At 64.4% G+C, this 24,436-nt stretch carries 22 protein-coding genes and 1 pseudogene; 13 read left to right on the top strand and 10 right to left on the bottom strand.

The window, feature by feature from the left end:
* Window positions 1–495: 495 nt before the first annotated feature.
* The gene (locus ACP4XC_RS12560; RefSeq protein ID WP_427170082.1) at window positions 496–957 is read right to left on the bottom strand and encodes a phage tail protein; all 462 of its coding nucleotides are present in this window, start codon (window positions 955–957) and stop codon (window positions 496–498) included.
* A 297-nt stretch (window positions 958–1,254) separates the two neighbouring features.
* On the opposite strand from ACP4XC_RS12560, the gene ACP4XC_RS12555 reads away from it, so the two are divergent.
* From ACP4XC_RS12555 to ACP4XC_RS12540, 4 genes are all read left to right on the top strand, one after another.
* Complete coding sequence (locus ACP4XC_RS12555) at window positions 1,255–1,839, top strand: acetate uptake transporter (RefSeq protein WP_427170080.1); 585 nt, start codon at window positions 1,255–1,257, stop codon at window positions 1,837–1,839.
* A 6-nt stretch (window positions 1,840–1,845) separates the two neighbouring features.
* Entirely contained in the window at window positions 1,846–3,825 is a 1,980-nt protein-coding gene (acs, locus tag ACP4XC_RS12550) for an acetate--CoA ligase (RefSeq protein ID WP_427170077.1), read from the top strand.
* Window positions 3,826–3,981: 156 nt separating this feature from the next.
* Entirely contained in the window at window positions 3,982–5,178 is a 1,197-nt protein-coding gene (locus ACP4XC_RS12545) for a S53 family peptidase (protein ID WP_427170075.1), read from the top strand.
* Window positions 5,179–5,447: 269 nt separating this feature from the next.
* On the top strand, window positions 5,448–6,920 hold the full coding sequence (locus tag ACP4XC_RS12540; RefSeq protein ID WP_427175102.1) for an FAD-dependent monooxygenase: 1,473 nt from the start codon (window positions 5,448–5,450) through the stop codon (window positions 6,918–6,920).
* Between the two features lie 42 nt (window positions 6,921–6,962).
* Here the strand turns inward: ACP4XC_RS12540 and ACP4XC_RS12535 are convergent, their stop codons facing one another.
* The 5 genes and pseudogenes from ACP4XC_RS12535 to ACP4XC_RS12515 all read right to left on the bottom strand — a co-directional run bounded on the left by ACP4XC_RS12535 (window position 6,963) and on the right by ACP4XC_RS12515 (window position 9,922).
* On the bottom strand, window positions 6,963–7,577 hold the full coding sequence (locus tag ACP4XC_RS12535) for a dihydrofolate reductase family protein (RefSeq protein WP_427170073.1): 615 nt from the start codon (window positions 7,575–7,577) through the stop codon (window positions 6,963–6,965).
* A 228-nt stretch (window positions 7,578–7,805) separates the two neighbouring features.
* Complete coding sequence (locus tag ACP4XC_RS12530) at window positions 7,806–8,249, bottom strand: hypothetical protein (protein WP_427170071.1); 444 nt, start codon at window positions 8,247–8,249, stop codon at window positions 7,806–7,808.
* A gap of 261 nt (window positions 8,250–8,510) precedes the next feature.
* Window positions 8,511–8,729 (bottom strand): annotated as a pseudogene (locus ACP4XC_RS12525) (EthD family reductase); the annotation flags it as partial.
* A gap of 13 nt (window positions 8,730–8,742) precedes the next feature.
* The gene (locus tag ACP4XC_RS12520) at window positions 8,743–9,159 is read right to left on the bottom strand and encodes a YybH family protein (protein WP_427170069.1); all 417 of its coding nucleotides are present in this window, start codon (window positions 9,157–9,159) and stop codon (window positions 8,743–8,745) included.
* A gap of 70 nt (window positions 9,160–9,229) precedes the next feature.
* Window positions 9,230–9,922 (bottom strand): hypothetical protein, encoded by a 693-nt coding sequence (locus tag ACP4XC_RS12515; protein WP_427170067.1) that lies wholly within the window; start codon window positions 9,920–9,922, stop codon window positions 9,230–9,232.
* A gap of 115 nt (window positions 9,923–10,037) precedes the next feature.
* Here ACP4XC_RS12515 and ACP4XC_RS12510 point away from each other — a divergent pair, with 115 nt between their 5' ends.
* Window positions 10,038–12,530: an ATP-dependent Clp protease ATP-binding subunit gene (locus tag ACP4XC_RS12510; protein ID WP_427170065.1), complete on the top strand. Its 2,493-nt coding sequence runs from the start codon at window positions 10,038–10,040 to the stop codon at window positions 12,528–12,530.
* Between the two features lie 44 nt (window positions 12,531–12,574).
* On the opposite strand, the gene ACP4XC_RS12505 is transcribed toward ACP4XC_RS12510, so the two are convergent.
* On the bottom strand, window positions 12,575–13,288 hold the full coding sequence (locus ACP4XC_RS12505) for a GAF domain-containing protein (protein ID WP_427170063.1): 714 nt from the start codon (window positions 13,286–13,288) through the stop codon (window positions 12,575–12,577).
* Between the two features lie 9 nt (window positions 13,289–13,297).
* The gene (locus ACP4XC_RS12500; protein WP_427170061.1) at window positions 13,298–14,002 is read right to left on the bottom strand and encodes a GAF and ANTAR domain-containing protein; all 705 of its coding nucleotides are present in this window, start codon (window positions 14,000–14,002) and stop codon (window positions 13,298–13,300) included.
* Between the two features lie 346 nt (window positions 14,003–14,348).
* On the opposite strand from ACP4XC_RS12500, the gene ACP4XC_RS12495 reads away from it, so the two are divergent.
* The 3 genes from ACP4XC_RS12495 to ACP4XC_RS12485 all read left to right on the top strand — a co-directional run bounded on the left by ACP4XC_RS12495 (window position 14,349) and on the right by ACP4XC_RS12485 (window position 16,196).
* The gene (locus ACP4XC_RS12495) at window positions 14,349–14,807 is read left to right on the top strand and encodes a hypothetical protein (RefSeq protein WP_427170059.1); all 459 of its coding nucleotides are present in this window, start codon (window positions 14,349–14,351) and stop codon (window positions 14,805–14,807) included.
* Window positions 14,808–15,150: 343 nt separating this feature from the next.
* Window positions 15,151–15,597, top strand: a complete 447-nt coding sequence (locus ACP4XC_RS12490) for a hypothetical protein (RefSeq protein ID WP_427170057.1) — start codon at window positions 15,151–15,153, stop codon at window positions 15,595–15,597.
* A 248-nt stretch (window positions 15,598–15,845) separates the two neighbouring features.
* Window positions 15,846–16,196, top strand: a complete 351-nt coding sequence (locus ACP4XC_RS12485) for a DUF1003 domain-containing protein (protein ID WP_427170055.1) — start codon at window positions 15,846–15,848, stop codon at window positions 16,194–16,196.
* 159 nt (window positions 16,197–16,355) lie between these two features.
* Here ACP4XC_RS12485 and ACP4XC_RS12480 read toward each other — a convergent pair whose 3' ends face one another.
* Complete coding sequence (locus ACP4XC_RS12480) at window positions 16,356–17,828, bottom strand: NCS1 family nucleobase:cation symporter-1 (protein WP_427170053.1); 1,473 nt, start codon at window positions 17,826–17,828, stop codon at window positions 16,356–16,358.
* 132 nt (window positions 17,829–17,960) lie between these two features.
* Between ACP4XC_RS12480 and ACP4XC_RS12475 the strand changes: the two genes are divergently transcribed.
* The 5 genes from ACP4XC_RS12475 (at window position 17,961) to ACP4XC_RS12455 (ending at window position 23,166) form a co-directional block, all read left to right on the top strand.
* On the top strand, window positions 17,961–18,569 hold the full coding sequence (locus tag ACP4XC_RS12475) for a hypothetical protein (protein ID WP_427170051.1): 609 nt from the start codon (window positions 17,961–17,963) through the stop codon (window positions 18,567–18,569).
* Window positions 18,566–19,063, top strand: coding sequence for a hypothetical protein (locus ACP4XC_RS12470; RefSeq protein ID WP_427170049.1), 498 nt, complete (start codon window positions 18,566–18,568; stop codon window positions 19,061–19,063). The genes ACP4XC_RS12475 and ACP4XC_RS12470 overlap by 4 nt, the downstream gene beginning before the upstream one ends.
* 78 nt (window positions 19,064–19,141) lie before the next feature.
* On the top strand, window positions 19,142–20,116 hold the full coding sequence (locus tag ACP4XC_RS12465) for a class I SAM-dependent methyltransferase (protein ID WP_427170046.1): 975 nt from the start codon (window positions 19,142–19,144) through the stop codon (window positions 20,114–20,116).
* A 204-nt stretch (window positions 20,117–20,320) separates the two neighbouring features.
* Window positions 20,321–22,300, top strand: a complete 1,980-nt coding sequence (locus tag ACP4XC_RS12460; RefSeq protein ID WP_427170044.1) for an amino acid transporter — start codon at window positions 20,321–20,323, stop codon at window positions 22,298–22,300.
* A gap of 122 nt (window positions 22,301–22,422) precedes the next feature.
* The gene (locus ACP4XC_RS12455) at window positions 22,423–23,166 is read left to right on the top strand and encodes a hypothetical protein (RefSeq protein WP_427170042.1); all 744 of its coding nucleotides are present in this window, start codon (window positions 22,423–22,425) and stop codon (window positions 23,164–23,166) included.
* Window positions 23,167–23,440: 274 nt separating this feature from the next.
* Here ACP4XC_RS12455 and ACP4XC_RS12450 read toward each other — a convergent pair whose 3' ends face one another.
* Window positions 23,441–24,172 carry an SDR family NAD(P)-dependent oxidoreductase gene (locus tag ACP4XC_RS12450; RefSeq protein ID WP_427170040.1) on the bottom strand — a complete coding sequence of 244 codons (732 nt, stop codon included), beginning with the start codon at window positions 24,170–24,172 and terminating at the stop codon, window positions 23,441–23,443.
* Window positions 24,173–24,436 lie beyond the last annotated feature (264 nt).

Here is a 24,436-nt window from a genome sequence, read left to right as displayed (position 1 = left end):
TGGGCCCACGAGGCCCGGCTCCGCTGCGGCCTCCGAGGCTGCGCCGTCCTGGCTAACCGGCAAAGTTGGTGTGTCGAAGAACCGGTATTCCGCCACGGGACGCGGATCGTTCCGGCGGCCTCCGCCTTCTCCCGGATGAAATCGTGGCCAACTCCGGGTCGCCGAGCCGAGCCGGTCCACTCGTCCTTGATGGTCACGCCCGCGTATGCCGCCTTTCTGTTTTGCGTTGCCAGGACGTGAATTCCGTCCAGATTACGCCTGAGGCCAACCGAGCGATAGGTCCCGCGTTGACTCATTGATAGCCTCCGCGTAGCGGGATACGTTGCCTCATCTGAGGCGCCGGGACGGTGAACCTTGACCGATGAGAAAGCGGCGCTGCTGATGCGGGTGAGCGTGGCGGCGAGCGACCGGCGGCTCCGCGGAAAAATGACGGGGCTATGTGGAACGCCAGTCCGCAGGGGTGGCGTATTGCAGACTATGTGGCGGTGAGCACGATCAGTACTCGCCCTTGATCACGAAGAAGGAGCCGCGAATAACGCCGGCCAGCTTCGATTTTTGGCGGGCGAACTTGAAACGCGGCGCCAGTTCCTCCGGAATTTCCATGCCCTCGGCGAGTTTGAGCCCAACGGCTCTCTTGGCGCCGTCGATGCTGTACATAACGTTGATCGACAACCCCGACTCGTAGAAAACGTAGGCCATCTGCAAACCATCGACGTCGAAGGCGGTCGCTTCTAGCGGGCGGGCTCCGATAACGATGTCACGCTCGTCCCGCAGGATCCGGCTCACTCGCTCGACCACCTCCGGAACCTCGCTTGCAGGGCTCACGGTGAAGACGTGGTCGTATTTGTTCCTGTAATAGCGAGCCTCGTTCGCGCGCAATCCGGCGAGGGCCTCGGCGACCGGAGACGATTCCAATCCGGCAGTGGAAACGTTCTCGAAGTCAACGATGTACGGCATGCGCCCTCCTGGTCCGACGTGTTGGGACCAATGCTAGCGCGATGACGTGCTGTCCGGACGCGAGCGTACCCGCGCACTTGATGTGGTCTAGATCACAACAGGCTGCGATCTGAATCACATCGCCTGGCCATATTGAGCTTGCGCTCTCAGGTGTAGCCTGATATAAGTCACCAGCGATGGTGCTGGTGCTGACCAAGGAGTCGTACCATGAGTGTCGAATCAAGCTCCGCGGCAGGGACCGCCCCGGCGGGAAGTGGTCGGAGGGCTGAGAATCCCGTACCAGTCCAAGGTGCAGTTGTGTCTCCACAGGCGAGCATCAGCCCACCTTTCGCCGATCCGGCAGCTTTAGGTCTAGGCGCTTTCGCAATGACCACGTTTGTCCTCAGTGTCATAAATGCCGGCCTGATCCCCAAAGCGGATGAGCCGGTGGTTTTGGGACTTGCACTGTTCTACGGCGGGATAGCGCAGTTCAGCGCCGGAATCTGGGAATTTGCCAATCGCAACGTCTTCGGCGCGACAGCTTTCTGCTCATACGGAGCCTTCTGGCTTTCCTTCTGGTTCTTGAGCGTGTTCAGCGCGGGCAGCCTTCCGGCAGCGAACGCCGGCAAAGCCGTGGGCCTTTACCTTCTGGCCTGGGCAATCTTCACCGCATACATGACCATTTCAGCGTGGCGCGTCAGCATGGGTGTCTTTGCCGTTTTCGTTTTCTTGACGCTGACCTTCATTGCGCTGTTTCTGGGCGCTTTCTCCGGGGCAACCGGACTGACCGTACTGGGTGGGTGGCTGGGCATCGTAACGGCGCTCATCGCCTGGTACTGCTCCCTCGCGGTGGTCGCCAACTCCACTTTCAAGCGGACTTTGCTTCCGGTGGGACGACGGTGACAGGCTGTGGCCGCAGACCCAACAGCATCGGATGAGACCCTCGCAAACCTGTTGCACGAACAGCGGCGCTTTCCTCCGGAAGCCGGCTTTTCGGCCCAGGCCAACGTCACGTCGTCGGTCTACGACGAAGCCGACGGCGACAGACTGGCGTTTTGGGCGCGGCAGGCGGAACGGCTGGACTGGTCCCATAAGTGGAGTAAGGTCTTGGACTGGTCCAATCCGCCATTCGCTAAATGGTTCGTCGGGGGCAGGCTCAATGCCGCCTACAACTGTCTTGACCGGCATGTAGCGGCTGGCCGCGGCGACAAGGTCGCCTACTACTTTGAAGGCGAGGCCGGGGACACCCGCACGATCACGTATGCCCAGCTCACCCACATGGTCTGCCAGGCAGCGAACACGCTTACCGATCTGGGCGTCACGTCCGGAGACCGGGTGGCCATTTACATGCCGATGATTCCGGAAACCGTCGTGGCGATGCTGGCCTGTGCGCGAATAGGAGCACCCCACACTGTGGTGTTCGGAGGGTTCTCTGCGGACGCGCTCCGGACGCGGATCCACGACTGCGATGCGCGGATCGTCATCACCTCCGACGGCGCCTACCGCCGCGGCAGGGCCAGCGGGTTGAAGTCCGCCGTGGACGAGGCCCTGCTGGACTGCCCCGACGTTCGCAACGTCCTTGTGGTCCGCCGCACAGGTCAGGAGGTCGGTTGGACACCGGGCCGCGATATTTGGTGGCATGAGTCGGTTGAGCGGGCCGCCACTGAGCACGACGCCGAGACCTTCGACGCCGAACACCCCCTGTACGTGATGTACACCTCGGGCACCACGGGCAAGCCGAAGGGCGTCCTGCACACCACCGGTGGCTACCTCACGGCATGCGCCTACACGCACTGGGCGGTATTTGACCTGAAAGCTGAGTCCGATACTTTCTGGACGGCAGCGGACATTGGCTGGGTGACCGGTCATAGCTACATCGTGTATGGGCCCTTGGCTAACGGTGCTACCTCCGTGCTGTACGAGGGCACGCCGGACACCCCGCACCAGGGCCGCTGGTGGGAAATCATCGACAAGTACAAGGTCTCGATTCTCTACTGTGCCCCGACCGCCATCCGTACGTTCATGAAATGGGGCGCCCAGATACCGGCCAAGTACAGCCTCGGGAGTTTGCGCGTGATCGGCACGGTGGGCGAACCGATCAACCCGGCTGCATATATCTGGTACCGCGAGAACATCGGGCACAACCAAACGCCCGTTGTGGACACCTGGTGGCAGACCGAGACTGGAGCCATCATGATTAGTCCGCTCCCGGGTGTGACAGCGGGCAAACCGGGAGCCGCGATGCGGGCGCTGCCCGGGATCGTGGCCGACGTCGTCAATGACGCGGGCACACCGGTTGCTAACGGCTCTGGCGGTTATCTGGTCCTCAGGGAACCTTGGCCGTCCATGTTGCGCACCATCTGGGGTGACAACGACCGGTATGTGGAGACGTATTGGTCACGGTTCCCGGGGCTCTACTTTGCGGGGGACGGCGCGAAGAAGGACGAGGATGGGGATATTTGGCTTCTTGGGCGGGTGGATGACGTGATGAACGTGGCAGGGCACCGGCTTTCGACAACGGAGATCGAATCGGCGCTCGTCGCCCATCCGAAAGTCGCGGAAGCCGCCGTCGTCGGCGCCTTCGATGAAACCACCGGGCAGGCTATTGTCGCCTTCGTCATCCTGCGCAGCGAGGCGGGCGACGGCGGCCCGGAGGTCGTTCAGGAGCTGCGTGACCATGTGGCCAAGCAAATCGGCAACATCGCCCGGCCACGGCAGATCATGGTGGTGGCCGAGCTGCCCAAGACCCGGTCCGGCAAGATCATGCGTCGGCTCCTCAAAGATGTGGCGCAGAACAGGCCGATCGGGGATGTCACCACCCTGGCGGACTCTTCAGTCATGGAGCTGATCAAAGCCGGCATGCCGGGGGGCGCCGGCGGCCTGCACTAGTTGGCGGGCAGGTACGGCTGAACGGTGGACTCGGCGCGGCGGGCCGCGGGGACTGGGTGCAGCTAGCCTGAGGAAGGGCACATGTGCCCTAGCGATGACGTCGCGACTCTGCTAATAATTCGATACTGCGCCTTGTCCCCGCCTCAGGAGGATCCTATGAGGAAGACCGTCTCGGCAGTCGTCGCCACCCTGCTCTTCGCCGCATTCACCACCTCGCCGGCTTGGGGGGCACCGGGACCGGGTCTCCAGCCTGAGCACTCGCGCCCTGTCTGCCCGGCGCCGCGGGCCAGCGAAGCCGCGTGCACAGCCCGTCAGGCCCTCGACCCGGCCGGGAACCCAATCACCAACGCTTCCGCGCCCCCGTCTTCGGGCCTGACCCCTGCCCAATTGCAGGACGCCTACAGGCTCTCGGGCCTGACGACAGGCGGCAAGACCATAGCGATTGTGGCCGCGTACGGTTATCCGAACCTCGAGCGGGATCTCGCCGTGTACCGTAAGCAGTTTGGTCTCCCGGAATGCACCACTGTGAATGGCTGCCTGACCATCCGCAATCAGTCCGGCGGCACCAGGCTACCGCGCTTCGACCTCGGGTGGTCGCAGGAGCAGGCGCTCGACGTCGACGCCTTGTCTGCTGCGTGCCCGGACTGCAAGATCGCCGTGTTCGAGGCCAGTTCCCAGAACCTGACCAATTTGGGCACCGCTGTCCAGACAGCCGCGCGGATGCCCGGGGTCGTCGCCATCTCGAACTCCTACGCGTTCTATGACGCTCCCGACTCGACCTACGGCTCGTACTACAACCACCCAGGCATCGCCGTGACGGCAGCCGCTGGCGACTGGGGCTACAGGGGGGCGTACTACCCGGCGTCCTCGAGCTACGTCGTGGGTGTGGGCGGGACATCGCTCAACAGCGGCGCGAACGCGCGCGGCTGGAATGAGACGGCGTGGAGCGGCACGGGATCCGGCTGCTCGAGTCTGAATGCCGCCTTACCCCCCGCGACTGCCTTCAACACCGGCTGCGCTGGCCGCGCGATGAACGACGTTTCCGCGGTGTCGGACCCAAGCAACGGCGGCCTCGCCGTTTACTACCCGACGTCGAACGCCAAGTCGACCTGGAGCCAGCTCGGCGGTACGAGTGAGGCCTCGCCGATCATCGCGTCCGTTTTCGCCCTCAGCGGCAACACTGGCTCGAGCTCGGCCCCCGCTAACTGGATTCCCTACACCCACGCCTCGAGCCTCTTCGACGTGACGACAGGCGCAAACGGCACCTGCTCTCCGGCCGAATGGTGCACGTCAGGAGCCCTCTGGGATGGGCCAACCGGCCTGGGCACGCCGAACGGCGTCGGCGGTTTCTAACCACCGCTGAGACCTGGGCCATCTCAGAGAGGCAGAGCGTCGCTGCCTCGGACTGGTTGGGCTGCCACATCTGGTCTGGCAAGGCTGGAGAAGTTTGTTCGACGAAGCGAACCTGCCGAACAACACGTACAGCATCGGGGCACGCAGCCGCTGCCACTTCCAATCTATCGCGCACAAGGGGGCTTGCGGCAAGGCCCCCGGCATGGCTCAAACTGGCTCGGACGTGCACGGACGCCGTACACGGAAAATGACTGAGGGGCGGGGTAGTGATGGTTGATGTGATCGTTGCCGGAGGCGGTCCTACCGGGATGATGCTGGCCGGTGAGCTGACGCTGGCGGGGCTGGATGCGGCGGTTGTGGAGCGCCGCCCGACGCCGGAGCTGGTGGGCTCGCGTGCGGGCGGGTTCCACTCGCGGACCATCGAAATCCTCGATCAGCGCGGGATTGCTGACCGGTTCCTCGCGGAGGGCCAGCCCGTCCAGGCGGCGTTCTTCGGGAACACCATGCTGGACGTGAGCGACTTTCCTACACGGCACCCTTACACGCTCGGCCTGTGGCAGAACCACATTGAGCGGATCCTGGCCGGCTGGATCGAGGAGCTGGGAGTGTCGGTTTATCGCGGGCTCGAGGTGGCCGGCTTCGCCCAGTACGACAGCGGGGTCGAGGTGCATCTCGCCGACGGCGAGCCGATGCGCGCGCTGTACCTGGTCGGCGCCGACGGCGGGCGCAGCGCCGTGCGCAAGGCGGCCGGCATCGAGTTCCCCGGCTGGGCGGCGACGAGGAGCAGCCTGATCGCCGAAGTGGAGGTGACCGAGGAGACGCCGGCGGGCATGCGAATCGACGAGGTGGGGGTCCACGGTTTGCACTTGATGGAAGACGGGCGGACCGTGCGGGTGATCGTGACCGAGAAACAACTTGGACCGGCCACCGAGCCCACCCTGGCTGACCTCGGCAAGGCGCTGACCGAGGTCTACAACACCGACTTCGGGGTCCACACTCCGAGATGGATCTCGCGGTTCACCGACGCCACGCGCCAGGCCGCGGCCTACCGCAGCGGCCGCGTGCTACTGGCCGGGGACGCCGCGCACATCCATGCTCCTTCGGGCGGGCAGGGGATCGGGCTCGGCATCCAGGACGCTGTGAACCTCGGCTGGAAGCTCGCCCAGGTGGTTAAGGGTATTGCGCCGGGCAGCCTGCTGGACACCTATCACGCCGAGCGGCACCCCGCCGGGGCCCGCGCGCTGAAACACACGATGGCGCAGTCGCTCATGCAGCGGGCGGACCCGCGAATCGGCGCGTTGGCCGACACTGTGGCCGACCTGCTCACCATCGATGAGGCCCGGAAGCGGCTGGCCGGGCTCATATCTGGCCTGGACGTCCGCTACGACTTCGGCGAGGGGCACCCGCTGCTCGGGCGCCGCATGCCCGATCTCGACGTCGTCACCGCCAACGGCGCGCTGCGCGTGTTCACCCTCCTGCACGATGCCCGTGCGGTGCTGCTCAACCTCGGCGCGCCGGGCAGCATCGACCCGGGGCCGTGGGCGGATCGGGTGCAGCTGGTTGACGCCACGTACGACGGCGGGTGGGAGCTTCCGGTGATCGGTTCAGTCAGCGCACCTGCGGCCGTGTTGATCCGGCCCGACGGACATGTGGCGTGGACGGGGGACGGGACTCAGCCGGGGCTGGAGGACGCGCTGGCCAACTGGTTCGGGCCTGCGCGGCCATGCTCATGGGCCCAGTAACAGGCTGCCGCCGATTTCCCGCCAAGCCCCGGCACGGGTTCTTTACATATGGCCGACGCGGGGGGTGCCTTCGGCGAGCGCGTAGCGCTGCATCACCGCACCCTTCGGTGAGGCGACGACCGGCTCGATGAGTCTGAGGTTTGTCGGAACCACCCCATGGGCGAAGACCTTCTTTCCACCGCCGAGGAGGATCGGATACACCCACAGCGTGAGCCTGTCGAAGAGCCGCTCGGCGAACAGGGTCTGCACGAAGTCGAGGCTGCCGATGACGTGGATGTTCGCGTGCCGGTCGCGCAGTTCGCGCACGGCGGCGACGACATCAGGCCCGAGCAGTGTGGAGCCGGCCCACTCGAGGCTCGGTGTCTGGCGCGAGGCCACGTATTTCGGGAGTCGGTTGAACAGCCGCGCGATGCTCCCGTCCACACCCTCCTCTTGCTGCGGCCAGTACGCGGCGAAAATGTCGTAGGTCCGGCGCCCGAGCAGCAGCGCGTCCATCTCCGCCATCCCGGCGCCGACCTGCTCGCCGACGACCTCGTCGAAGAGAGGCGCCTGCCAGCCGCCAAACGCGAAACCGTTCTCAGTGTCCTCGTCCGGTCCGCCGGGCGCCTGTGCCACGCCGTCGAGCGTGGTGAACAGGTCGATATGGATCAGTCCCATGTCGTACTCCCTCTCTGTCGCCCGTCGTCGCCCCGGCGGGATCACTTAGAGGCTGGCACACGGTCCGCTGCGAAGCAACCGGTATCAACGGCTCGCCAAGTAGAACCGCCGTGCAACCAAAACACAACGGGTGGCCCATGGCTTTCGTCAAGTTGGGAGTGTGCCTTATTGGGATCGGGTCGGCACGCGGCTGACGATTTGTTGTCCTGCCATTGATGCGGGGACGAGCTATTGAAAAGGAAGTTTCGTTCCCTGTTTGAAAGGCAGGACACCTTGGGCCGGAGTCATGGTGAACCATTCGGTGTCGTGTCTGGTGGCGAAGATAAGTACTCTTTGAGTCGCGTCGAGCGGGTCGCCGTCCGGGTACGATTTGCCGCAGGTCTGGGGCATGGAGGCAATGCGGAGCGGACCCTGTCCGGGATCACCTTTGAAGACAGTCTCAATTTCAACCTCGTGCGACCGTGCCTTGTAGCCATAGATGCTGGTCTCGCCGTTTTGCTTCAGGGGCTTTCCGATCACCACCAGGTTGGCGTTGTCGAATTGGTCCTGAGGGGTTTCAAATCGGACCCAGTCCACGCAGGTATCGACGCCCGTACCCGGGGTAGGACCGCAGCCGATTCCAAGAACACACACCACAATCGCTACCGGCGCCAGCCTCGCAAGTCTCCCCATGACATGAGGTTAGCCGCGGCCGGGGACCGGGGCTATGCCGTCACCGGGTTGGAATTTAACGGGTTGGAATTTAAAGAGACAATGAGCCCGGCGGGGGACCCGTTGGCGAGACGGGTCAATGTGTCCCATCGGAACCAGCGGACTCCGATGAACGCGGACAGGATGACGTAACCGGCGCAGGCAAGGAGCGAATAGGTGACCATCCGGTGGTGGTGAACCGGACTTCCACAGGCAGCTTCAGGGTTGTCTTATCTAGGTTGTTTACGTTTCCTGTCTGGACGCGGGATGCTCCTCGGCCCACGCTACGATGGCCGTTGACAGGTCCATGAACTCACGCGCATCAGCGATAACGGAGGACCATTCCGCGGATTGCATGGCTGCAGCGGCGGCCTCCGGACTCTCAAACCAAACTTCGCCCAAGCCGGCGTAGGGCGGCCCATCACCGTTCGGGCCGGGTACGCAGCGGTTCTGGACATACGGCCGGTCCTGCCGGTCAGGAGCTTTCTGGGTTTCTTGGGCTCACCATGTCGGCATGCCGATGGGCAACTCTCCATTGGCCCTCTTCGCGGCGGTAAACCTGTGTGGCCCGCAGGGTGAACGTGCGCGGCTCACCGTCCATCGAGGTCGAAACGTGCTCCAGGCCCGCCGTGTAAGCCATGTCGCCCAGCACGTCACAGGCTTGCAATTCGAAGTCGTAGGACGTGCAGCCGGAGAACATCTGTTCAAGCGCTGTGAACGCGTCCTCCACCTCCTGAAGTCCATAGGCGTTCCGCAACGCGCCCAGGATGCTCACGGGCTCATTGCGGGACCAAATGACCCTGCGTGGGTCCGCATCGCCATTGTGCAGGGCCAGTTCCGCTTCGTACAGCGTGGACTTGACCCAATGCAGGAACTCGTCGCGGTCGTTCATGCTTTCAGTATGCTCCCGCCTCGGCCAACCTGCAGGAACGCGGTGACGAGCCGGGAGGCGTCGGCACGGATCAGTCGGAGAGTGTAGCCGGGGCGGGGAGTTCGCTTGTGGTGGTCGCGGCCCAGCTTGCGAGCAGCTTGAGGCGTTCGTCGCTGGGGGAGCCGGGTTCGGCCGTGTAGGCGAACATCGTCCACCCGGGGTTGGCAGGCAGTTCCATCGCCTCACAGCTGAGTTCGATGTCCCCGACGACGGGGTGGTGTATGCGCCTGATACCGGTCCGGTGGAAGCGGACATTCTGGGCATCACTGCGCGTTGCGAGCTCTCCAATCAGGTCGGAGAGATTCTTGTCATGCGGCTTCCTGCCGGCGTAACCGCGCAGGACGGCGACGATGTCGTCGGCGCCCCGGTCCCAGTCCGGGAAGAAGGTGCGTGCTTCGGGGTTGAGGAACATGAAGCGGGCGTTGTTGGCCGGGCGTAACGGCTCCGCGAGGAGGGACGCGTAGAGGGCGCGGCCGAGCGGGTTGGCCGCAATGAAGTCCATGCGTTCATTGCGCACCCAGGTGGGGGCGCCGGTGATGGCATCCAGGAACCGTTGCAGGCTCGGACGCAGTTCCTGCTGGGCGGCACGGGCCAGATCGAACAGGCCGCACCCGCACTCGTCTTCACCCAAGGCTCCTCCGACGGCGATGCCGCAGCGGCGGAAGCCATCGACTAAGGGGCCGTGAAGAACGTACTGCAGGCGCCACGCACTCGATGCCGGCATCAACCTCCTCGTCTCTTCCTTCAGGAGGATGTTGCACTCTGCCATCCGGGAGGCCTCCCAACGGAGGGCGTTTGCGTCGTAGCATCGATGTAGACAGTGGCCAGGAGTGTGAGGTATGTTTGAGCGTTTTACCGACAGCGCACGGCACGCTGTTGTGCTGGCCCAGGATCAGGCGCGGACGCTGGGGCACAATCACATCGGTACAGAGCATCTTCTGCTGGGTCTTATCCAGGAGGGGGAGGGTATCGCCACCCAGGCCCTCGCGGCTGCCGGAATTTCGCTGGAAGCCGTCCGGGAACAGGTGGTCGGGGTCATCGGACAGGGTCAGCAGGAACCCTCCGGACACATCGCCTTCACTCCACGCGCCAAGAAGGTCCTCGAGCTGGCAGTCCGGGAAGCCCTGCAGCTGGGCCACAAGCACATCGGCACCGAGCACATCCTGTTGGGCCTGATCCGTGAGGGTGAAGGCGTTGCCGCTCAGGTGCTGGCAGGGCTCGGCGCTGATCCGGACGGGCTCCGCCGTCAGGTCATCCGGCTGCTGCCGGGCGAGGGGGCTAAATCGCCAGAGTACGGCGCCGGGACGGCCCGGCGGGACTGGGCCGGTACGGGCTCGGCGGTGCTGGATCCGTTCGGCCGGAATCTGACTCAGGCCGCGGCCGAGAACAGGCTGGACCCGGTGATCGGACGTGAATCGGAGATGGCACGGGTGATGCAGGTCCTTTCCCGGCGCACCAAGAACAACCCGGTGCTGATCGGTGAGCCCGGCGTGGGCAAGACCGCTGTGGTGGAGGGCCTTGCCCAGGCGATTGTGCGTGGGGAGGTCCCGGAGACCATCAAGGACAAGCAGCTGTACACCCTGGACCTGGGGTCCCTGGTGGCCGGTTCCCGCTACCGCGGTGACTTCGAGGAGCGCCTGAAGAAGGTCCTCAAGGAGATCCGCACCCGCGGGGACATCATCTTGTTCATCGACGAGATCCACACCCTGGTGGGTGCCGGCGCCGCCGAAGGCGCCATCGACGCGGCCTCGATCCTGAAGCCCATGCTGGCCCGCGGTGAGCTCCAGACCATTGGTGCCACCACGCTGGATGAGTACCGCAAGCACATCGAGAAGGACGCCGCGCTGGAGCGCCGTTTCCAGCCGATCCAGGTCAAGGAGCCCTCGGTCGCCCATACGATCGAGATCCTCAAGGGCCTGCGTGACCGCTACGAGGCGCACCACCGCGTCACCATCACCGACGGCGCCCTGGCCTCGGCCGCGGCACTCTCCGAGCGTTACATCTCGGACCGCTTCCTGCCGGATAAGGCGATCGACCTGATCGATGAAGCAGGTGCGCGCCTGCGCATCCGCCGGATGAGCCCACCGCCCGAACTCAAGGCGCTCGTCGAAAAGATTGCCGGCGTGAGGAGGGCCGAGGATGCCGCCATTGAAGCCGAGGACTATCAGAGAGCGGTGTTCCTTCGTCGGCAGGAGCAGGGCCTGGTTACAGAGCGTAAGGAGCGGGAGCGATTGTGGAAGGCCGGTCGCCTGGGCGGGGGATCTGTGGTGGATGAGGATCTCATCGCCGAGGTGCTGGCAAACTCCACCGGCATTCCGGTCTTCAAGCTGACCGGGGAGGAGTCCTCGCGCCTGCTGAAGATGGAGGAGGAACTGCACAAGCGCGTGGTGGGCCAGGACGAAGCGGTTCGGTTGATTTCGCGTGCTATCCGCCGGACCCGTGCGGGGCTGAAGGATCCCAGGCGTCCGGGTGGCTCGTTCATCTTCGCCGGCCCCACCGGCGTGGGCAAGACCGAGCTCGCGAAGGCCCTTGCGGAGTTCCTGTTCGGCGAAGAGGATGCCCTCATCACACTGGACATGTCCGAGTACTCGGAGAAGCACACCGTCTCCCGGCTCTTCGGTGCCCCTCCGGGCTATGTCGGGTACGAGGAGGGCGGGCAGCTGACCGAGAAGGTCCGCCGTCGTCCGTTCTCCGTGGTCCTGTTCGACGAAGTGGAGAAGGCCCACGCGGACCTCTTCAACTCCCTCCTGCAGATCCTTGAGGACGGCCGCCTGACCGACTCCCAGGGCCGTGTGGTGGACTTCAAGAACACCGTGATCATCATGACCACGAACCTCGGCACCCGGGATATCTCCAAGAGCGTTGCCACCGGCTTCCAGTCCGGCACAGACGTCCAGACCGGCTACAACCGGATGCGGGCCCGCGTGACGGAGGAGCTCAAGCAGCACTTCCGCCCCGAGTTCCTGAACCGTGTTGATGACGTTGTGGTCTTCGCCCAGCTGACCCCGGACGAGATCATCGAGATCGTGGACCTCTTCCTCACCCGCCTGGAGAAGCGTCTGGCGGACAAGGACATGGGAATCGAGCTCACGCCGGCTGCCAAGGTCCTCCTGGCAACCCGCGGCTACGATCCGGCCATGGGTGCCCGGCCGTTGCGCCGCACCATCCAGCGCGAGATCGAGGACCAGCTCTCCGAGAAGATCCTCTACGGAGAACTGCACCCCGGGGACATCGTGGTGGTGGACGTGGACGGCGAAGGCGAGACCGCCAAGTTCACCTTCACCGGCAACGCCAAGCCCCGCATCCCAGACGCCCTCCCGGCAGCAGGATAATTGGCAGGCCGGATTCGGCTGACCCGAACCCGGGGCCGCTCCGTTCAGACCGTGATAATGCGCTTGACGACGTATTCCGCCGTTTCGTAAATGGTCTGGTTGTGGGCGCGGGCGTACTCGCGCAAAAGGGTGAATGCCCGGTTCACATCAACATCGGCGGTGTGGGAGATCACACCTTTGGCCTGTTCGATCAGGATGCGGCTGTTCAGGGCGCGCTGTAGTTGTTCGTTGATGAGTGCGCTTTCACGCAGAGCCCGTTCCTGCAGGAGGGAGATAGTGGCGACGTCGGCAAACGCCTGCGCGATGGCGGCGTCTTCGGACCCGAGCGGACCGGGCTCCCGGCGGAAGAGGTTCAGGGCGCCGATGGTGCGGCTGCGCAGCCGCATAGGGACCGCATGCAGCGACCGGAAACCCTGGGAGAGCGCGGAGGCCTGGAAAGTGGGCCACTTGGAGCCGTCCGTGGCGATGTCATGAATGGCCACGACAGTACCCGTGCGGAAGCAGTCCACGCAGGGCCCTTCGCCGGCCTCGAGCTGGAGGACTTCGACCAGCTGGCTTTCCTCGCTGGTCGAGGCCATGACCTGAAGGTCTCCGGCCGGGTCGGCAAGCAGAAGCCCAGCGGCGGCGGCGTCGAGGATCGCCACGGATTCATCCACGAGGGTGTGGAGGAGGTCGAAGACGTCGTAGTCCGCAACGAGGGTATCCGCTATCTTGACGAAAGCGGCGCTCACGCGTCGCGCGCGGCTGATAATCGCCATACCGGGATTCTACTGCACGCCCGGGCTGGCCGACGGCCCATCATCGGGGGTGAAGCTCAGGTTTTTGGCGACGACGTCGCGGGCGACGTCCCGGACGGTCCGCCCCTGGGCGAACGCATGTGCCCTGAGCAGCAGCAAAGCGTCGGTGGCGGTGGTTCCGGCCTGCGCGAGGACCATTCCCGTGGCCTGGTGGACTTCGCGCCGGGAGAGGGGGGAGCTGTCCGCCAGGGTGTCTGCGCCGTCACCGGGGGCCAGGGTCAGGAGTTGGCGGAGCAACTGCCAGGTCGCGGTGTCGGCGAGCCGCAACGCCGTGGAGTGGTTGGCGGGGCTGAGCGGGCCGGGCGTGGAACTGTAGAGTTCGACCACCCCGATATCCATGGCGCCGAGTATCAGCGGGTAAACAAAGAGCGACTCAACCTCAAGGTCCCGAAGCGCTTTCGCAAGTACGGGCCACTGGGCGTAATCGTTGGAGCGGAGGTGGGGGAGGAGCACCGGGGCCCTGGTCTGCAGGGCCTCCCAACGCGGGCCCTCGCCAAGATCGAACTGAAGCTCATCGATCCGCGCCGAGAGCGCATTGCTCGCGCATACCATTGTTTCCGGGGCCAGGCCGGCGAACACCGATAATGATGCCCCCGAGACTGGAAGCGCCTGAAGGAACCGTGCGCACAGATTTGAGTCCAGCCCCTCAGCCAGCGGCGGGGCGTCCTCAACCATGGCCGAGAGCCATTTGAGAATCGACCTCGGGCGGCCGCTCCATGGGCGGGAAACCGAACCCTCGAGCGGTCCGGTCATAATTTCCGGGCAACGGACACGCCTCCTTGGGCCTCGTCGGAGTGCCATCGAACACGATGGTAAGCCATCTTGTATTTCCTTCAGTTTATGCCCGCCGCGCCCAAGCCGGAGGCCGTGCCCGGATGTGGGACCTTCTTCGGCCTGTGGGCCTCCCTTGGGCAGGAGCACCTTTTCCTACGGCAGCCTGACGTTCGCTATGCTGGGGGTGTTGCCCCGGACCCTGGTAGCGCCCCTCTTCAGGCGAACCCACCAGGAGCTAGAACAGTCAATGCGCGACATCCCGATCCCGGAGAGCTCCTCCCCGGTCCCGCACCCCCGGTCGCCGCGGGACGACCTTGTGTGGCTTCGTCCCTCCGACGGTCCCGCGGATACACGTCATGACGGCCGGGTGCATCCTGGCGGCCGGGCCGGGCCGCACCCGGCTCCACTGCCGACAACGGGTGCCGATCCGGGTGGGATCTGGCTGGAGGCTGCGTTGGTCAGGCTTGAGGCGCTGGTCGCGGACCTCAGGAGCAAGATGAGCCGCCGGGTGCGAGTAGTGCCGGTCAATGATTTTTCATCACCGGCCGATCCGGGTGGCTGGCTGGAGGCGTTGGAGGAAATCGCCGCAACAGCCTTGGACATTGAGTTCGCCGCACGGGAAGCGATATTGCGGGTCAAAGTCGCCGCCCTGCAGGACGGGGCAGAGGACGGCACCGTGGAAACGGCATCGGAAAAGACCGGCTGAGCCGAAGCCCGGGTGGGGTCACAAACCCGTCCCCAGGCGGCCGGACACGGCCCTGGGCCTGCTGGCCCGGGCGTTCGGAGACGTCGGCTTATCCGCGGCGAGCGCGGCGTCCTTGTAGAACTGCACCCTCTCCGTCGCGGCCGCCAGGCCTCGCCCTGGGGCATGTACGGGCACCATCTTCCTGCGCCAAATGCCCGTACGACGACACCAGGAACAGCATTGCAAACAGCAACCGTCCGACCAGAACGAGGTGACAGCGAATCCAGGCAGGAATTGCCCCTTCCGGTCCGTGGGTCACGGCACTACCTTGGAAACCATCAGCACTCCCAGGAGATTGCCCGCTATGGACCCCGATGACCCCACCCCGGCAACAGGGAAACTCCGCCTGTACGATATGGCTGTCTATCCGTCCAGGTGGGATGGCGGCATGCACATCGACATGGAAGCCAAGTTCCCCGAGGGCGCGACCGTGAAATTCTACTGGGCGCCAGCCAACGCCGAAGCACCAAAAGGGCTGACTTTGGAACCAGTGCTCTGGTGTCAGGCCGGAGAGCGGTCAACGCCCTGGCTGGACGGGAACCCTAACCTTCGGGAGCTTGGGTGCGGCGACACCGAAGCGACCGCCTCCCGTGTCAGGCTCGACGCGATCCGCGCACTCCACCCGCTCTACAGTCAGGTGGCCAAGGCGCACAACGAGGCAGTGTTGGCAGCACACGTCGCGTTGGCCGCGGCCCTCAACGCGAGGATCAGCGAACAAACCCAACGCCTCACGCCCCCCAATCACGGTTAGCCCTAGTCAGGTCCCTAGGGTCGGGTTGGCCGTGTGCTTGCTTTAGACCGGCACCACTTGCTCTGGTCTCTCAACTTGGTGGTATCGCATCGCCGTCGGTGGTCTACTGGACGGCGGGCGGGCGGAGGGACTCCGCCTGAGGCCCAGGGTTAGGGTTGGGCATGATTGATAAGCGAAAGACCTGGCACGAAACCCACAAGGAATCCTTGACGAGGGGCCAGCGGGCTGCGGACCTCATGCGGAATGGAATGGGTAGCTGGCCGTTCGTCGGCGGTTTCATCGGCTTCATGGTCGTATGGGCGGCAATCAACAGTTGGGCGCTGGCGAACAGGGCCTGGGATCCGTATCCGTATATTTTGTTGAATCTCTTCCTCTCGATGCTGGCGGGGCTGCAGGGGGCGATTCTTCTGATCGCGGCCAAGCGGCAGGATGCAATTGCGGCAGCGATGGCCCAGCACGATCATGACACCAACATGAAGTCCAAAGAGGAGATCGACCTGCTCATGGCCATCAACAGTCAACAGCTGGAGATCCTTCGGGAGCTTCAGGCCGTGGCAGCCGCCGGGAATGTCAGGATTGATGCAAGCGCCGGAGCTTAGAATTCGTCAGTTTCATTCCGGCGAGAATGGCCGCCGAACTATCAGTTCATGATGAAAGGGTTTCGAACATGACATTGATTCCACGGACGATGGGTCTTCGCTGATGTTTCGAAAAGAACATCGCTCATGGCGCAATATCCCGGCGACAGGGCGTTCGCCTTACCTTGGAACCTGCGTCCATGCCGCACCCGGCTCGGCGGCTTCGGCGGCCGTGATTGATTGCGCCAGAGTCGGGTCCTTGCGCGAGATGAAGTAGTGCACCACGGCCGCCAGAATTGCTCCGATGAACCAGGAGAAGGCTGAGAGGGCGGCAAACATGGGACCCAGCGCGAAGACTACCGTGGGGACGGCGGAGACGAGAAACGAGATGACGGCCCTGGGATTCCAGCCGCGGGTATAGGTGTAATACCCCTGTTCTTTGAACAGGTCTTGAACCACCACATGCTGTTTGCGGAGCACGTAGTAGTCGGTCATGATGATCCCGAAGAGCGGTCCTAGCAGTGCTCCGAGGCCTCCGAGGAAGAGGTTGATCACGACGGGACTGTTGAACAGGTTCCAGGGTGTGATGACGAGCGCGGTCATGGCGGCGATGAGCCCGCCCCTTTTGAAGTCGATCTTCGAAGGCCACGCGTTTGCGAGGTCGTAGGCCGGCGAGACAAAGTTCGCCACGACATTGATTCCCAGCGTTGCGACGGCGAAGGTGACGGCCCCGAGCAGGAGCGCCCAGATACTGTCGATCCGCCCAACAATCTCGACGGGGTCGTATATGTGCTCCCCGTAGACCTTGAATGTTCCGGCTGTAACGACCACGGAGACCACGGAGAACGCAATGAAGTTCACCGGCAAGCCCCACAGATTAGCGGTGCGCACCGCCTTGCGGGATGGAGCGAAGCGTGAGAAGTCGCAGAAGTTGAGCATCAAGGTGGAGAAGTAAGTCACCGTCAGCGCTATCGCGGCAAAGAAGGCATGTGCGACGCCCCATTCGGCTTTCCCACCGGGCAAGTCGAAGGAAATGTTCCAGCCGGCATTGATCAGGATATAAACGACCAGCAGAGCCATCACTCCCCAAACGGCCGGGCCGGCCCAGTCCTGGAACTTCCTGATGGTCTCCATCCCATTTCGAAGCAGCAGAAGCTGGAGCGCCCACATCAGCAGGAAGGCAAGCCAGCCCAGGGTGGATTCGCCGAGGAAGTTGTTCTCGGTCAGGCCCTTCAGCCCGGGCCAGATCTTGAGGGCGATGATAACGACGGCGCGGGAGGCGAGCCAGGTCTGAATGCCGTACCAGGCGATTGCCACGAGTGCGCGGATCAGGGCGGGGAGGTTGGCGCCGAATGTTCCAAACGAGACTCTCGCCAGTACGGGGTAGGGAACGCCTGTCTTCTGGCCTGCGAAACCGGAGAGGTTCATCAGGAAGAAAACGATGATGATCCCCACCACGAGTGCGAGGAACACTTGCCAGGCACCGAGCCCCAACGCGAAGAGGCTGGCCGCGAAGGTATAACCGCCGAGTGAATGAATGTCGGACATCCACATGGCGAACAGGGAGTAGAAGCCCCACGTACGATGGTCGGTCGGTGCCAGGTCCTCGTTGTAGAGGCGTCCACTGGCACCGGAGGGAATCGTGGCAGACATCTCATCCTCACTTCCTGAATCTCCCATACCGAGAGTAAGTTCTTCAGCCACAAACAACATGGGAACTATGATCAGCGTGCCCTAGTGCCAATGTACTCAGCTTGGCGATGGTGAGGTAGACGTTGCCCCTATGTGCCTCAAGTCCAGCCGTCCAAAGAGCGCAAGCCCTACCCTGAGCCCGCCGTCAGGGATACGTTGGACACCAACACCACAGCGAGGGAGGCAGCCAACATGGCGTCCGGACAGCTCTACCCGCCCCACAAAATCCCCGGCATAGACCAGTTCCTTCAGGACCCAGGCCCTCTGCACAACGTCACCATCACCCCTACCGGAACCACCCCTATCCACATCAACGTGCACGCGACCGCGACCTCTCGCCAGAGCGGTGAAGAGATTGCCCTGGGTATCTACTGGCAACCCGGAGACCCTGGCCCCGGAATGGCTATGCACGGTCGGGTTGGTGACCTTGAAGCCTCCATCGAACACGGGGATGCCGGGCCCGAATGGCTCGGCCGGCCACACCCGAGGGACGTTGGACCCGGACTCTGGGACCTGTTCCAAAGCCTCTGGGCCGTGTACCTCCACGCCCGGCACCTGCGGGACGCGTACCTTGACGACTTCGACGAGTACCTGCTTGCCAGGATTGACGCCGCCACCCTGCGCTACAGCCACCCCAACCGTGCCCGGCTGGCCCGAAACCACATCCTCGGCGCCCCCGCCCAGCCGCGGCGGCAGTCATGACCGAACCGCTCCGGCCGCCGTACACACTCCCCGGCCTCGAAGCGTTGCGGCAGCAGGCTCACGCCTTGGGCCGGACCCTGCAGAACATCCGGATCACCCGGATCGTCGTCAACCACGGCACCTACCTGAACGCGGCCGCCACATACGTCCACCCCGCAACAGGAGCCGGACCCGGGATGGAGCTCGCGCTCTACTGGGTGCCCAGCGAAGGGCAACCAGAACCCGAACCGATGCTGCGGATAGGCCACCAAACATGCGCATACGCCGGCCCGTTCGACATGGTCGACGCGGAGGCCCGCGGACTGCTCGACATTGATTGGGCGCTCCTCCACGAGTTACCGACCTCCATCAGCAACCTCTGGGAGCTTCGGGAGCGCGCCGTGGAATGCTGGCGAAATTCAGAGAGGGAAGCGAGCTTGTACGCCATCGCACGGCTCAACTCCACGGCACAGCGCCGAACAGGCTTCGACCGGCCGCACCCGGCCCCCGGATGAGGGACGGAAAAGAGCGCTGGCGACGGCTGCGACACCGGGCCGATCCCAGTTAGCACCATGAGTTGAAAGGGACAGGGAATGCGCAAACTTGCGTCCGCCTTCGTCTTCTATGTGCTCAGTATTGTGCTGCTCCCGGTCTCGATACTCGGTTATGTGATCTGGGTGGCCAGGCTCCTGGCCGCGAAGGCTTCCGGTGTGTCGACGAGCGCGGAGGCCCCCCTCTCGGCAAGATGGGCGATGCACAACTTCGGCGTGCGCGAGGACCAGGCCGCGAACCGGCTGTTGCCCATCCTGCCCGGGATATCCCGGCTGGGCATGAGCCTGGCATTCTGGCCGACGGTCTTCGCGCACCGGTTCACCGGCTTCGTCCCGAAAACCTTCCGGTACCCCTTCGAGGGCGAAGTTCCTCCACAAGCGGAGGCATCGGCCAGGGTCACGTTCTTCGACGGCGCTGTGGACCGCTTCCTTCCCGGAATCGACCAGTTTGTCATCCTCGGCGCAGGCTTCGACACTCGTCCGTACCGCCTCCCGCAGGACACTCCCGTCAACTCCTTCGAGGTCGATGCCCCGAAGACGCAGGCGGTCAAGCGCGGCGTTCTGGACAGGGGAGGCATCGACGCGCGCAGGGTCGCCTTCGTGCCCGCGGATTTCGAGAAGGATGACTGGCTCGCCAAACTCGTGGAGGCCGGGTTCGACCCCGGACGCCCGGCGCTGTTCCTTTGGGAAGGGGTGACGATGTACCTCGACCGTGACGCGATCGAGGACACGTTGAGCAAGGTTGCGAGTTGCGCCAAAGGCACCCTGCTTGCATTCGACTACTTCACCACCGAGACCCTCAAGTCGGGCAAGCTGTATTGGCGGTACGGGAGGGCGGCGGCCAAAGCGGTCGGAGAACCGTTGAAGTTCGGTGTGGACAGCACACCGCCGTCCCGGGAACGCCTATCCGAACTTCTCCGATCCTGCGGGCTGGCGCTCCTCGAACAGCATGGGCTCGGCCGCGAAATCAAGAATAAGCGCGCGTGGGGTGGCTTCGCGATTGCCATAGTGCAGTAACCCCGGTAGGCGGCTGGGTCCACCGAAATGATTAGAACCAGGGCGTGGACGTTGTCAACGCTTGGGCGTGGCCGGGGTGGGTCCTGCACCTATTCATGGAGCCCTGAGTGTCATCCTGACAACATCGCGGAGAGGCCTCCACTACAATTGGGCGGCCCCTCCGGCACGAACGCCAGTCCACATAAGACAGACCAGAAAGATTCCATGACGACCACTTCTGACCACGCCGTTCCGGCCCAGGTCGACCTGAAGCAGGCCTCCGCCCCGGACCGCAAACCGCTGGTCCGCTGGCTGCTCGCCAACCAGGTCGCACCGGCCGGCCCCGAAGCCGAGGAAGACCACAAGCCCAACGCCTGGTGGAAGGTCATGTGCCTCACCGGCGTCGACTACTTCTCCACTCTGTCCTACCTGCCCGGCATCGCGGCCCTGGCCGCCGGCGCCCTTTCCCCGGTGGCGACCCTGCTGATCGTGGCCCTGACGCTGTTGGGCATGCTGCCCATGTACCGGCGGGTCGCGCAGGAGAGCCCGCACGGGCAGGGCTCGGTGGCTATGCTGGAGAAGTTGCTACCCTTCTGGCGCGGCAAGTTCTTCGTACTGCTGCTGCTGGGGTTCGTGGCGACCTCGTGGATCATCACCATTACCCTCTCCGGCGCCGACGCGACCGTTCACCTGCTGGAGAACCCGATGATCCCGCAAGGATTGAAGGGCAGCGCCGTGATCATCACGGTGATCCTCCTGCTGATCCTGGGCGGGGTGTTCCTGCTCGGCTTCAACGAGGCCGTCGGCGTCGCCATTCCGCTCGTGGCCATCTACCTGCTTCTGAATGCCGCCGTCGTCGCCGGCGGGTTCGCCCACGTCCTCTCCGACCCGACCCTGATTGCCGGGTGGACCGGCCGGCTGGTGGCCAGCACCGGGGGCGGCCCCATGGGCCTGATCGGGCCGGCCGTCATCGCATTTCCGCTGCTCGTCCTGGGCATGTCCGGGTTCGAGACCGGCGTGTCCATGATGCCGCTCATCAAGGCCGCCGGAGACAGCCCCAGGGAGGTCATGGCCTCCCGGGTCAAGAACACCCGCAAACTCCTTACCACGGCAGCGGTCATCATGAGCGTCTATCTGCTGTCCACCAGCTTCCTCACCACTGTTATGATCCCGGCCAGGGAGTTCCAGGACGGGGGCCAGGCCAACGGGCGCGCCCTGGCGTATCTGGCCCACACGCTGTTCGGCGCCGGGTTTGGCACCGTCTACGACGTTTCCAGCGCGTTGATCCTCTGGTTCGCCGGGGCCTCCGCCATGGCTGGACTCATCAACATCGTGCCCCGCTATTTGCCCGCCTACGGCATGGCGCCGGAATGGGGCCGGGCCGTCCGCCCCGTCGTCATCGTCTACACGCTCCTGAGCGTCGGGATCACCGTCGCCTTCAACGCCGATGTTAACGCCCAGGCCGGCGCGTACGCCACAGGTATCCTGGCCATGATGGTCTCCGGCGCGGTCGCTGTGACCGTCTCGGCAATCCGCCGGCACAGCCGCGCCGGGATCGTCGGCTTCGGCGCCCTGACCCTGGTGCTGCTTTACGCCCTGGGTGCGAACGTCATCGAAAAACCGGACGGCATCGCGATCTCGGCATTCTTCATCGCAGGCATCATCATCGTGTCCCTGATCTCCCGGGTGAAGCGCACCACCGAATTGCGCCTGGAAACCATCGAGTTCGACGAGCCGGCCCGCCAGTTCATCACCGACTCAATCGCCTTCGACGGTCAGCTGAACCTCATCGCCAATAAGCGTCAGGCCGGCGACAAGGACGAGTACGCCGACAAGGAGTTCGAACAGCGCGGGCTCAACCCGGTCCCTGGCCCGGCGGACGTCATCTTCCTGGAGGTGGAAATTTCCGATCCCTCGGCGTTCAGCCATACCCTCAGGATCGAAGGGGTCGAGGTGGACGGCTACCGGGTCCTGCGGGTGGAATCCCCGGCGGTGCCGAACGCTATCGCCGCAGTCCTCCTGGCCCTGCGCGACTCGACCGGCACGAAGCCCCAGTGCTATTTCGAGTGGTCGGAGGGCAGCCCGGTCGGGCACCTCATGCGCTACCTGTTCCTGGGCCGTGGCGATACCGCCCCGCTGGTGCGTGAAATCCTCCGCGACGTGGAAAAGGATCCTGCCCGCAGGCCCGGAATCCACGTCGGCTGACCGGCGCGGCGCCACGTCGCAGGCGCATCGTTCCGATAGAAAGTTGAGGGGAGGCTTCGGCTTCCCCTTTTCTTTGTCGTCCTCTCGGGCAGACATCTCCAGCCGCCGGATACACAAGGACCATGACCTCCTCACGCAAACGCCTCGCCGTTACCGCTATCATCCTGGCCATCCTGGTCGCCGTCGTCTTCCTTTACGGGGCGCAGCAGAAGAACCCTCCGGCGTCAGTGCCGACGGCCTTGGCAACGGCCCCGCCCACGGCCGGTGACGGCGAAGACGACTCGACGGCGGACCCGGGGCCCACGGACGGCAACAACCCGGCGGTGGCTTCGGTCCCGGCGGGTCCATTGGCGGGGGCGGCCCCGGCCGTGAAGTCGCTGCATTCCCCGGACAAGGTCGCCATTGACGAGAACCTCACCGCGGGCCAGTGCAAAGTCCGCGCCGTTGACGCCGCCGGCGGATTGTATCTTCCGGATGCGGACTGCACCCCGGGCGCGGTCGACCCGGCCGTTACCGAAGCCAACCTGGCCTCCACGATCTGCAAGTCCGGCTACACCCTCACGGTCCGCGCCCCCACCTCGGACACCAGCAAGATTAAGGCCCTGAGCCTGACGCAGTACGGCCAGACCCGCGCGGCCTCCACCGAATACGACCACCTGGTTTCGCTCCAGCTCGGCGGGACAAACGCAGTGTCCAACCTGTGGCCGGAACCTAACCGCGCCGGCGCCCCTGGAACCACCAACCCGAAGGATGCCGTCGAGACGCGCCTTAACAAGGCCGTGTGCTCTCACAGGGTCACACTGTCAGCGGCACAGAACGCGATCGCGCACGACTGGGTCACGGCCGAGAAGGACCTGGGCCTGTAGGACCCGATGTGGAGCTCGATCGAAGCGGCGTTGTGCTCGTTGGCGAAGTAGTAAGCCGTTCCCGACCGTTGCCCGATCCAGTCGAGCCTCGCTGCTGAGATGGCCCTCATCCACTCGAACACCCTGGCCATCGGCAGGGACGGCGGCTTTTCCCGGTTCTGTTCGACCGGCCGATCCGGCTCAGACAGAATCGAAGCCAACAGTTCGGCCGGCGGTAGCTCCGTCGCAAACGACGGCTCGTTGGACAGGGCCGCGGCGTCGTGGCCTTCAGGATTTAATCAAGTCTCTCTCCGGTGAAGCTGGCCAGGTGGTTTACAAGCTCGCTCTGAAACCGGTGATCGTAGACGGCGGCGTGTGCCTTCTCCCGGTGCTGATGGTGCCAGTAGCCGCCGCTCGTGAGCGCTTCCCGGTCATCGCTCGTGGCGAGCCATTCCTGGGTGAGGTGGCCCAGCCGAAGGTCGTCCGGGGCGCCGGGGCCGCCCATCTTGGTGGGAACCCAACCGGGATCGACAGCGTTACTGAGAACCTCGGGCCACAACCGGGCGACGGCGGCTGCGAGGACGGTGACGTAGAGTTTGCTGTCCGAATAGGACACGCCTTGCGCCTGTCCACTCCAATCGACGCCCGCAAGGGTGGCGCGTCCTCCGCGGTGCATGCCGCTGCTGAGGTAGATCAGCCGGCGCGGGCGGTGGATGAGCGCGGTAAGAAGGTAGGGGGCGACCACGTTGACTTGAAGGATATGTGGCCCATTGAGCACGCCCGCGTTGTGGATCACGGCGTCCACAGGGCCGGTCCGGTTCACCTGGTCGGCGACGTCGCGCGTTTGCTCGACGTCTGACAGGTCGCCGACCACGCCCGTCGCGCCACGGTCAAGGAGATCCTGCACCGCGTTCAGGCGCCCGGCGTTGCGGGCGTGCACGAGTACATGATGATCCTCGCCGATGAGAGACTCCGCGGCAGCCCGTCCAAGTCCATCAGTGGAGCCGGTGATAAAAATACGAGCCATCACTCCTCCTGCTCGACTCGATTGCCCTCTCGATCCGGTTTGTGGCTGACTCAGCAGCATCACTGAGGATGACCTGCACGGCAACTACCCACATCATCCATCCGCCGCTCCGCCTTCGCCACTCTGCGGGGGCCAACGTCTCGTTCGGCCCTCGCGGACGGGGCCCGAGGTGAGCAGGAAGTGCCGCGAAGGTGGTCGGCACTTCAGGCCCAGCACGAACTAGTTGCCGCTTGTCGGACGTCGCCCGCTGGCGCCATAGTGTGA

The organism is Arthrobacter sp. 92 (assembly GCF_050260325.1).
GTDB lineage: Bacteria > Actinomycetota > Actinomycetes > Actinomycetales > Micrococcaceae > Arthrobacter.
The sequence above is the reverse complement of the archived record's forward strand: the minus strand, read 5'-3'. Positions and strand labels throughout refer to the sequence as shown.

Coding starts and splice junctions, on each gene's coding strand:
- ACP4XC_RS12560 (WP_427170082.1), bottom strand. CDS start 957: ATGCCGTACATCGTTGACTTCGAGAACGTTTCCACTGCCGGATTGGAA.
- ACP4XC_RS12545 (WP_427170075.1), top strand. CDS start 3,982: ATGAGGAAGACCGTCTCGGCAGTCGTCGCCACCCTGCTCTTCGCCGCA.
- ACP4XC_RS12540 (WP_427175102.1), top strand. CDS start 5,448: ATGGTTGATGTGATCGTTGCCGGAGGCGGTCCTACCGGGATGATGCTG.
- ACP4XC_RS12535 (WP_427170073.1), bottom strand. CDS start 7,577: ATGGGACTGATCCATATCGACCTGTTCACCACGCTCGACGGCGTGGCA.
- ACP4XC_RS12530 (WP_427170071.1), bottom strand. CDS start 8,249: ATGGGGAGACTTGCGAGGCTGGCGCCGGTAGCGATTGTGGTGTGTGTT.
- ACP4XC_RS12520 (WP_427170069.1), bottom strand. CDS start 9,159: ATGAACGACCGCGACGAGTTCCTGCATTGGGTCAAGTCCACGCTGTAC.
- ACP4XC_RS12515 (WP_427170067.1), bottom strand. CDS start 9,922: ATGCCGGCATCGAGTGCGTGGCGCCTGCAGTACGTTCTTCACGGCCCC.
- ACP4XC_RS12510 (WP_427170065.1), top strand. CDS start 10,038: ATGTTTGAGCGTTTTACCGACAGCGCACGGCACGCTGTTGTGCTGGCC.
- ACP4XC_RS12505 (WP_427170063.1), bottom strand. CDS start 13,288: ATGGCGATTATCAGCCGCGCGCGACGCGTGAGCGCCGCTTTCGTCAAG.
- ACP4XC_RS12500 (WP_427170061.1), bottom strand. CDS start 14,002: ATGGTTGAGGACGCCCCGCCGCTGGCTGAGGGGCTGGACTCAAATCTG.
- ACP4XC_RS12495 (WP_427170059.1), top strand. CDS start 14,349: ATGCGCGACATCCCGATCCCGGAGAGCTCCTCCCCGGTCCCGCACCCC.
- ACP4XC_RS12490 (WP_427170057.1), top strand. CDS start 15,151: ATGGACCCCGATGACCCCACCCCGGCAACAGGGAAACTCCGCCTGTAC.
- ACP4XC_RS12485 (WP_427170055.1), top strand. CDS start 15,846: ATGGGTAGCTGGCCGTTCGTCGGCGGTTTCATCGGCTTCATGGTCGTA.
- ACP4XC_RS12480 (WP_427170053.1), bottom strand. CDS start 17,828: ATGTCTGCCACGATTCCCTCCGGTGCCAGTGGACGCCTCTACAACGAG.
- ACP4XC_RS12470 (WP_427170049.1), top strand. CDS start 18,566: ATGACCGAACCGCTCCGGCCGCCGTACACACTCCCCGGCCTCGAAGCG.
- ACP4XC_RS12465 (WP_427170046.1), top strand. CDS start 19,142: ATGCGCAAACTTGCGTCCGCCTTCGTCTTCTATGTGCTCAGTATTGTG.
- ACP4XC_RS12460 (WP_427170044.1), top strand. CDS start 20,321: ATGACGACCACTTCTGACCACGCCGTTCCGGCCCAGGTCGACCTGAAG.
- ACP4XC_RS12455 (WP_427170042.1), top strand. CDS start 22,423: ATGACCTCCTCACGCAAACGCCTCGCCGTTACCGCTATCATCCTGGCC.
- ACP4XC_RS12450 (WP_427170040.1), bottom strand. CDS start 24,172: ATGGCTCGTATTTTTATCACCGGCTCCACTGATGGACTTGGACGGGCT.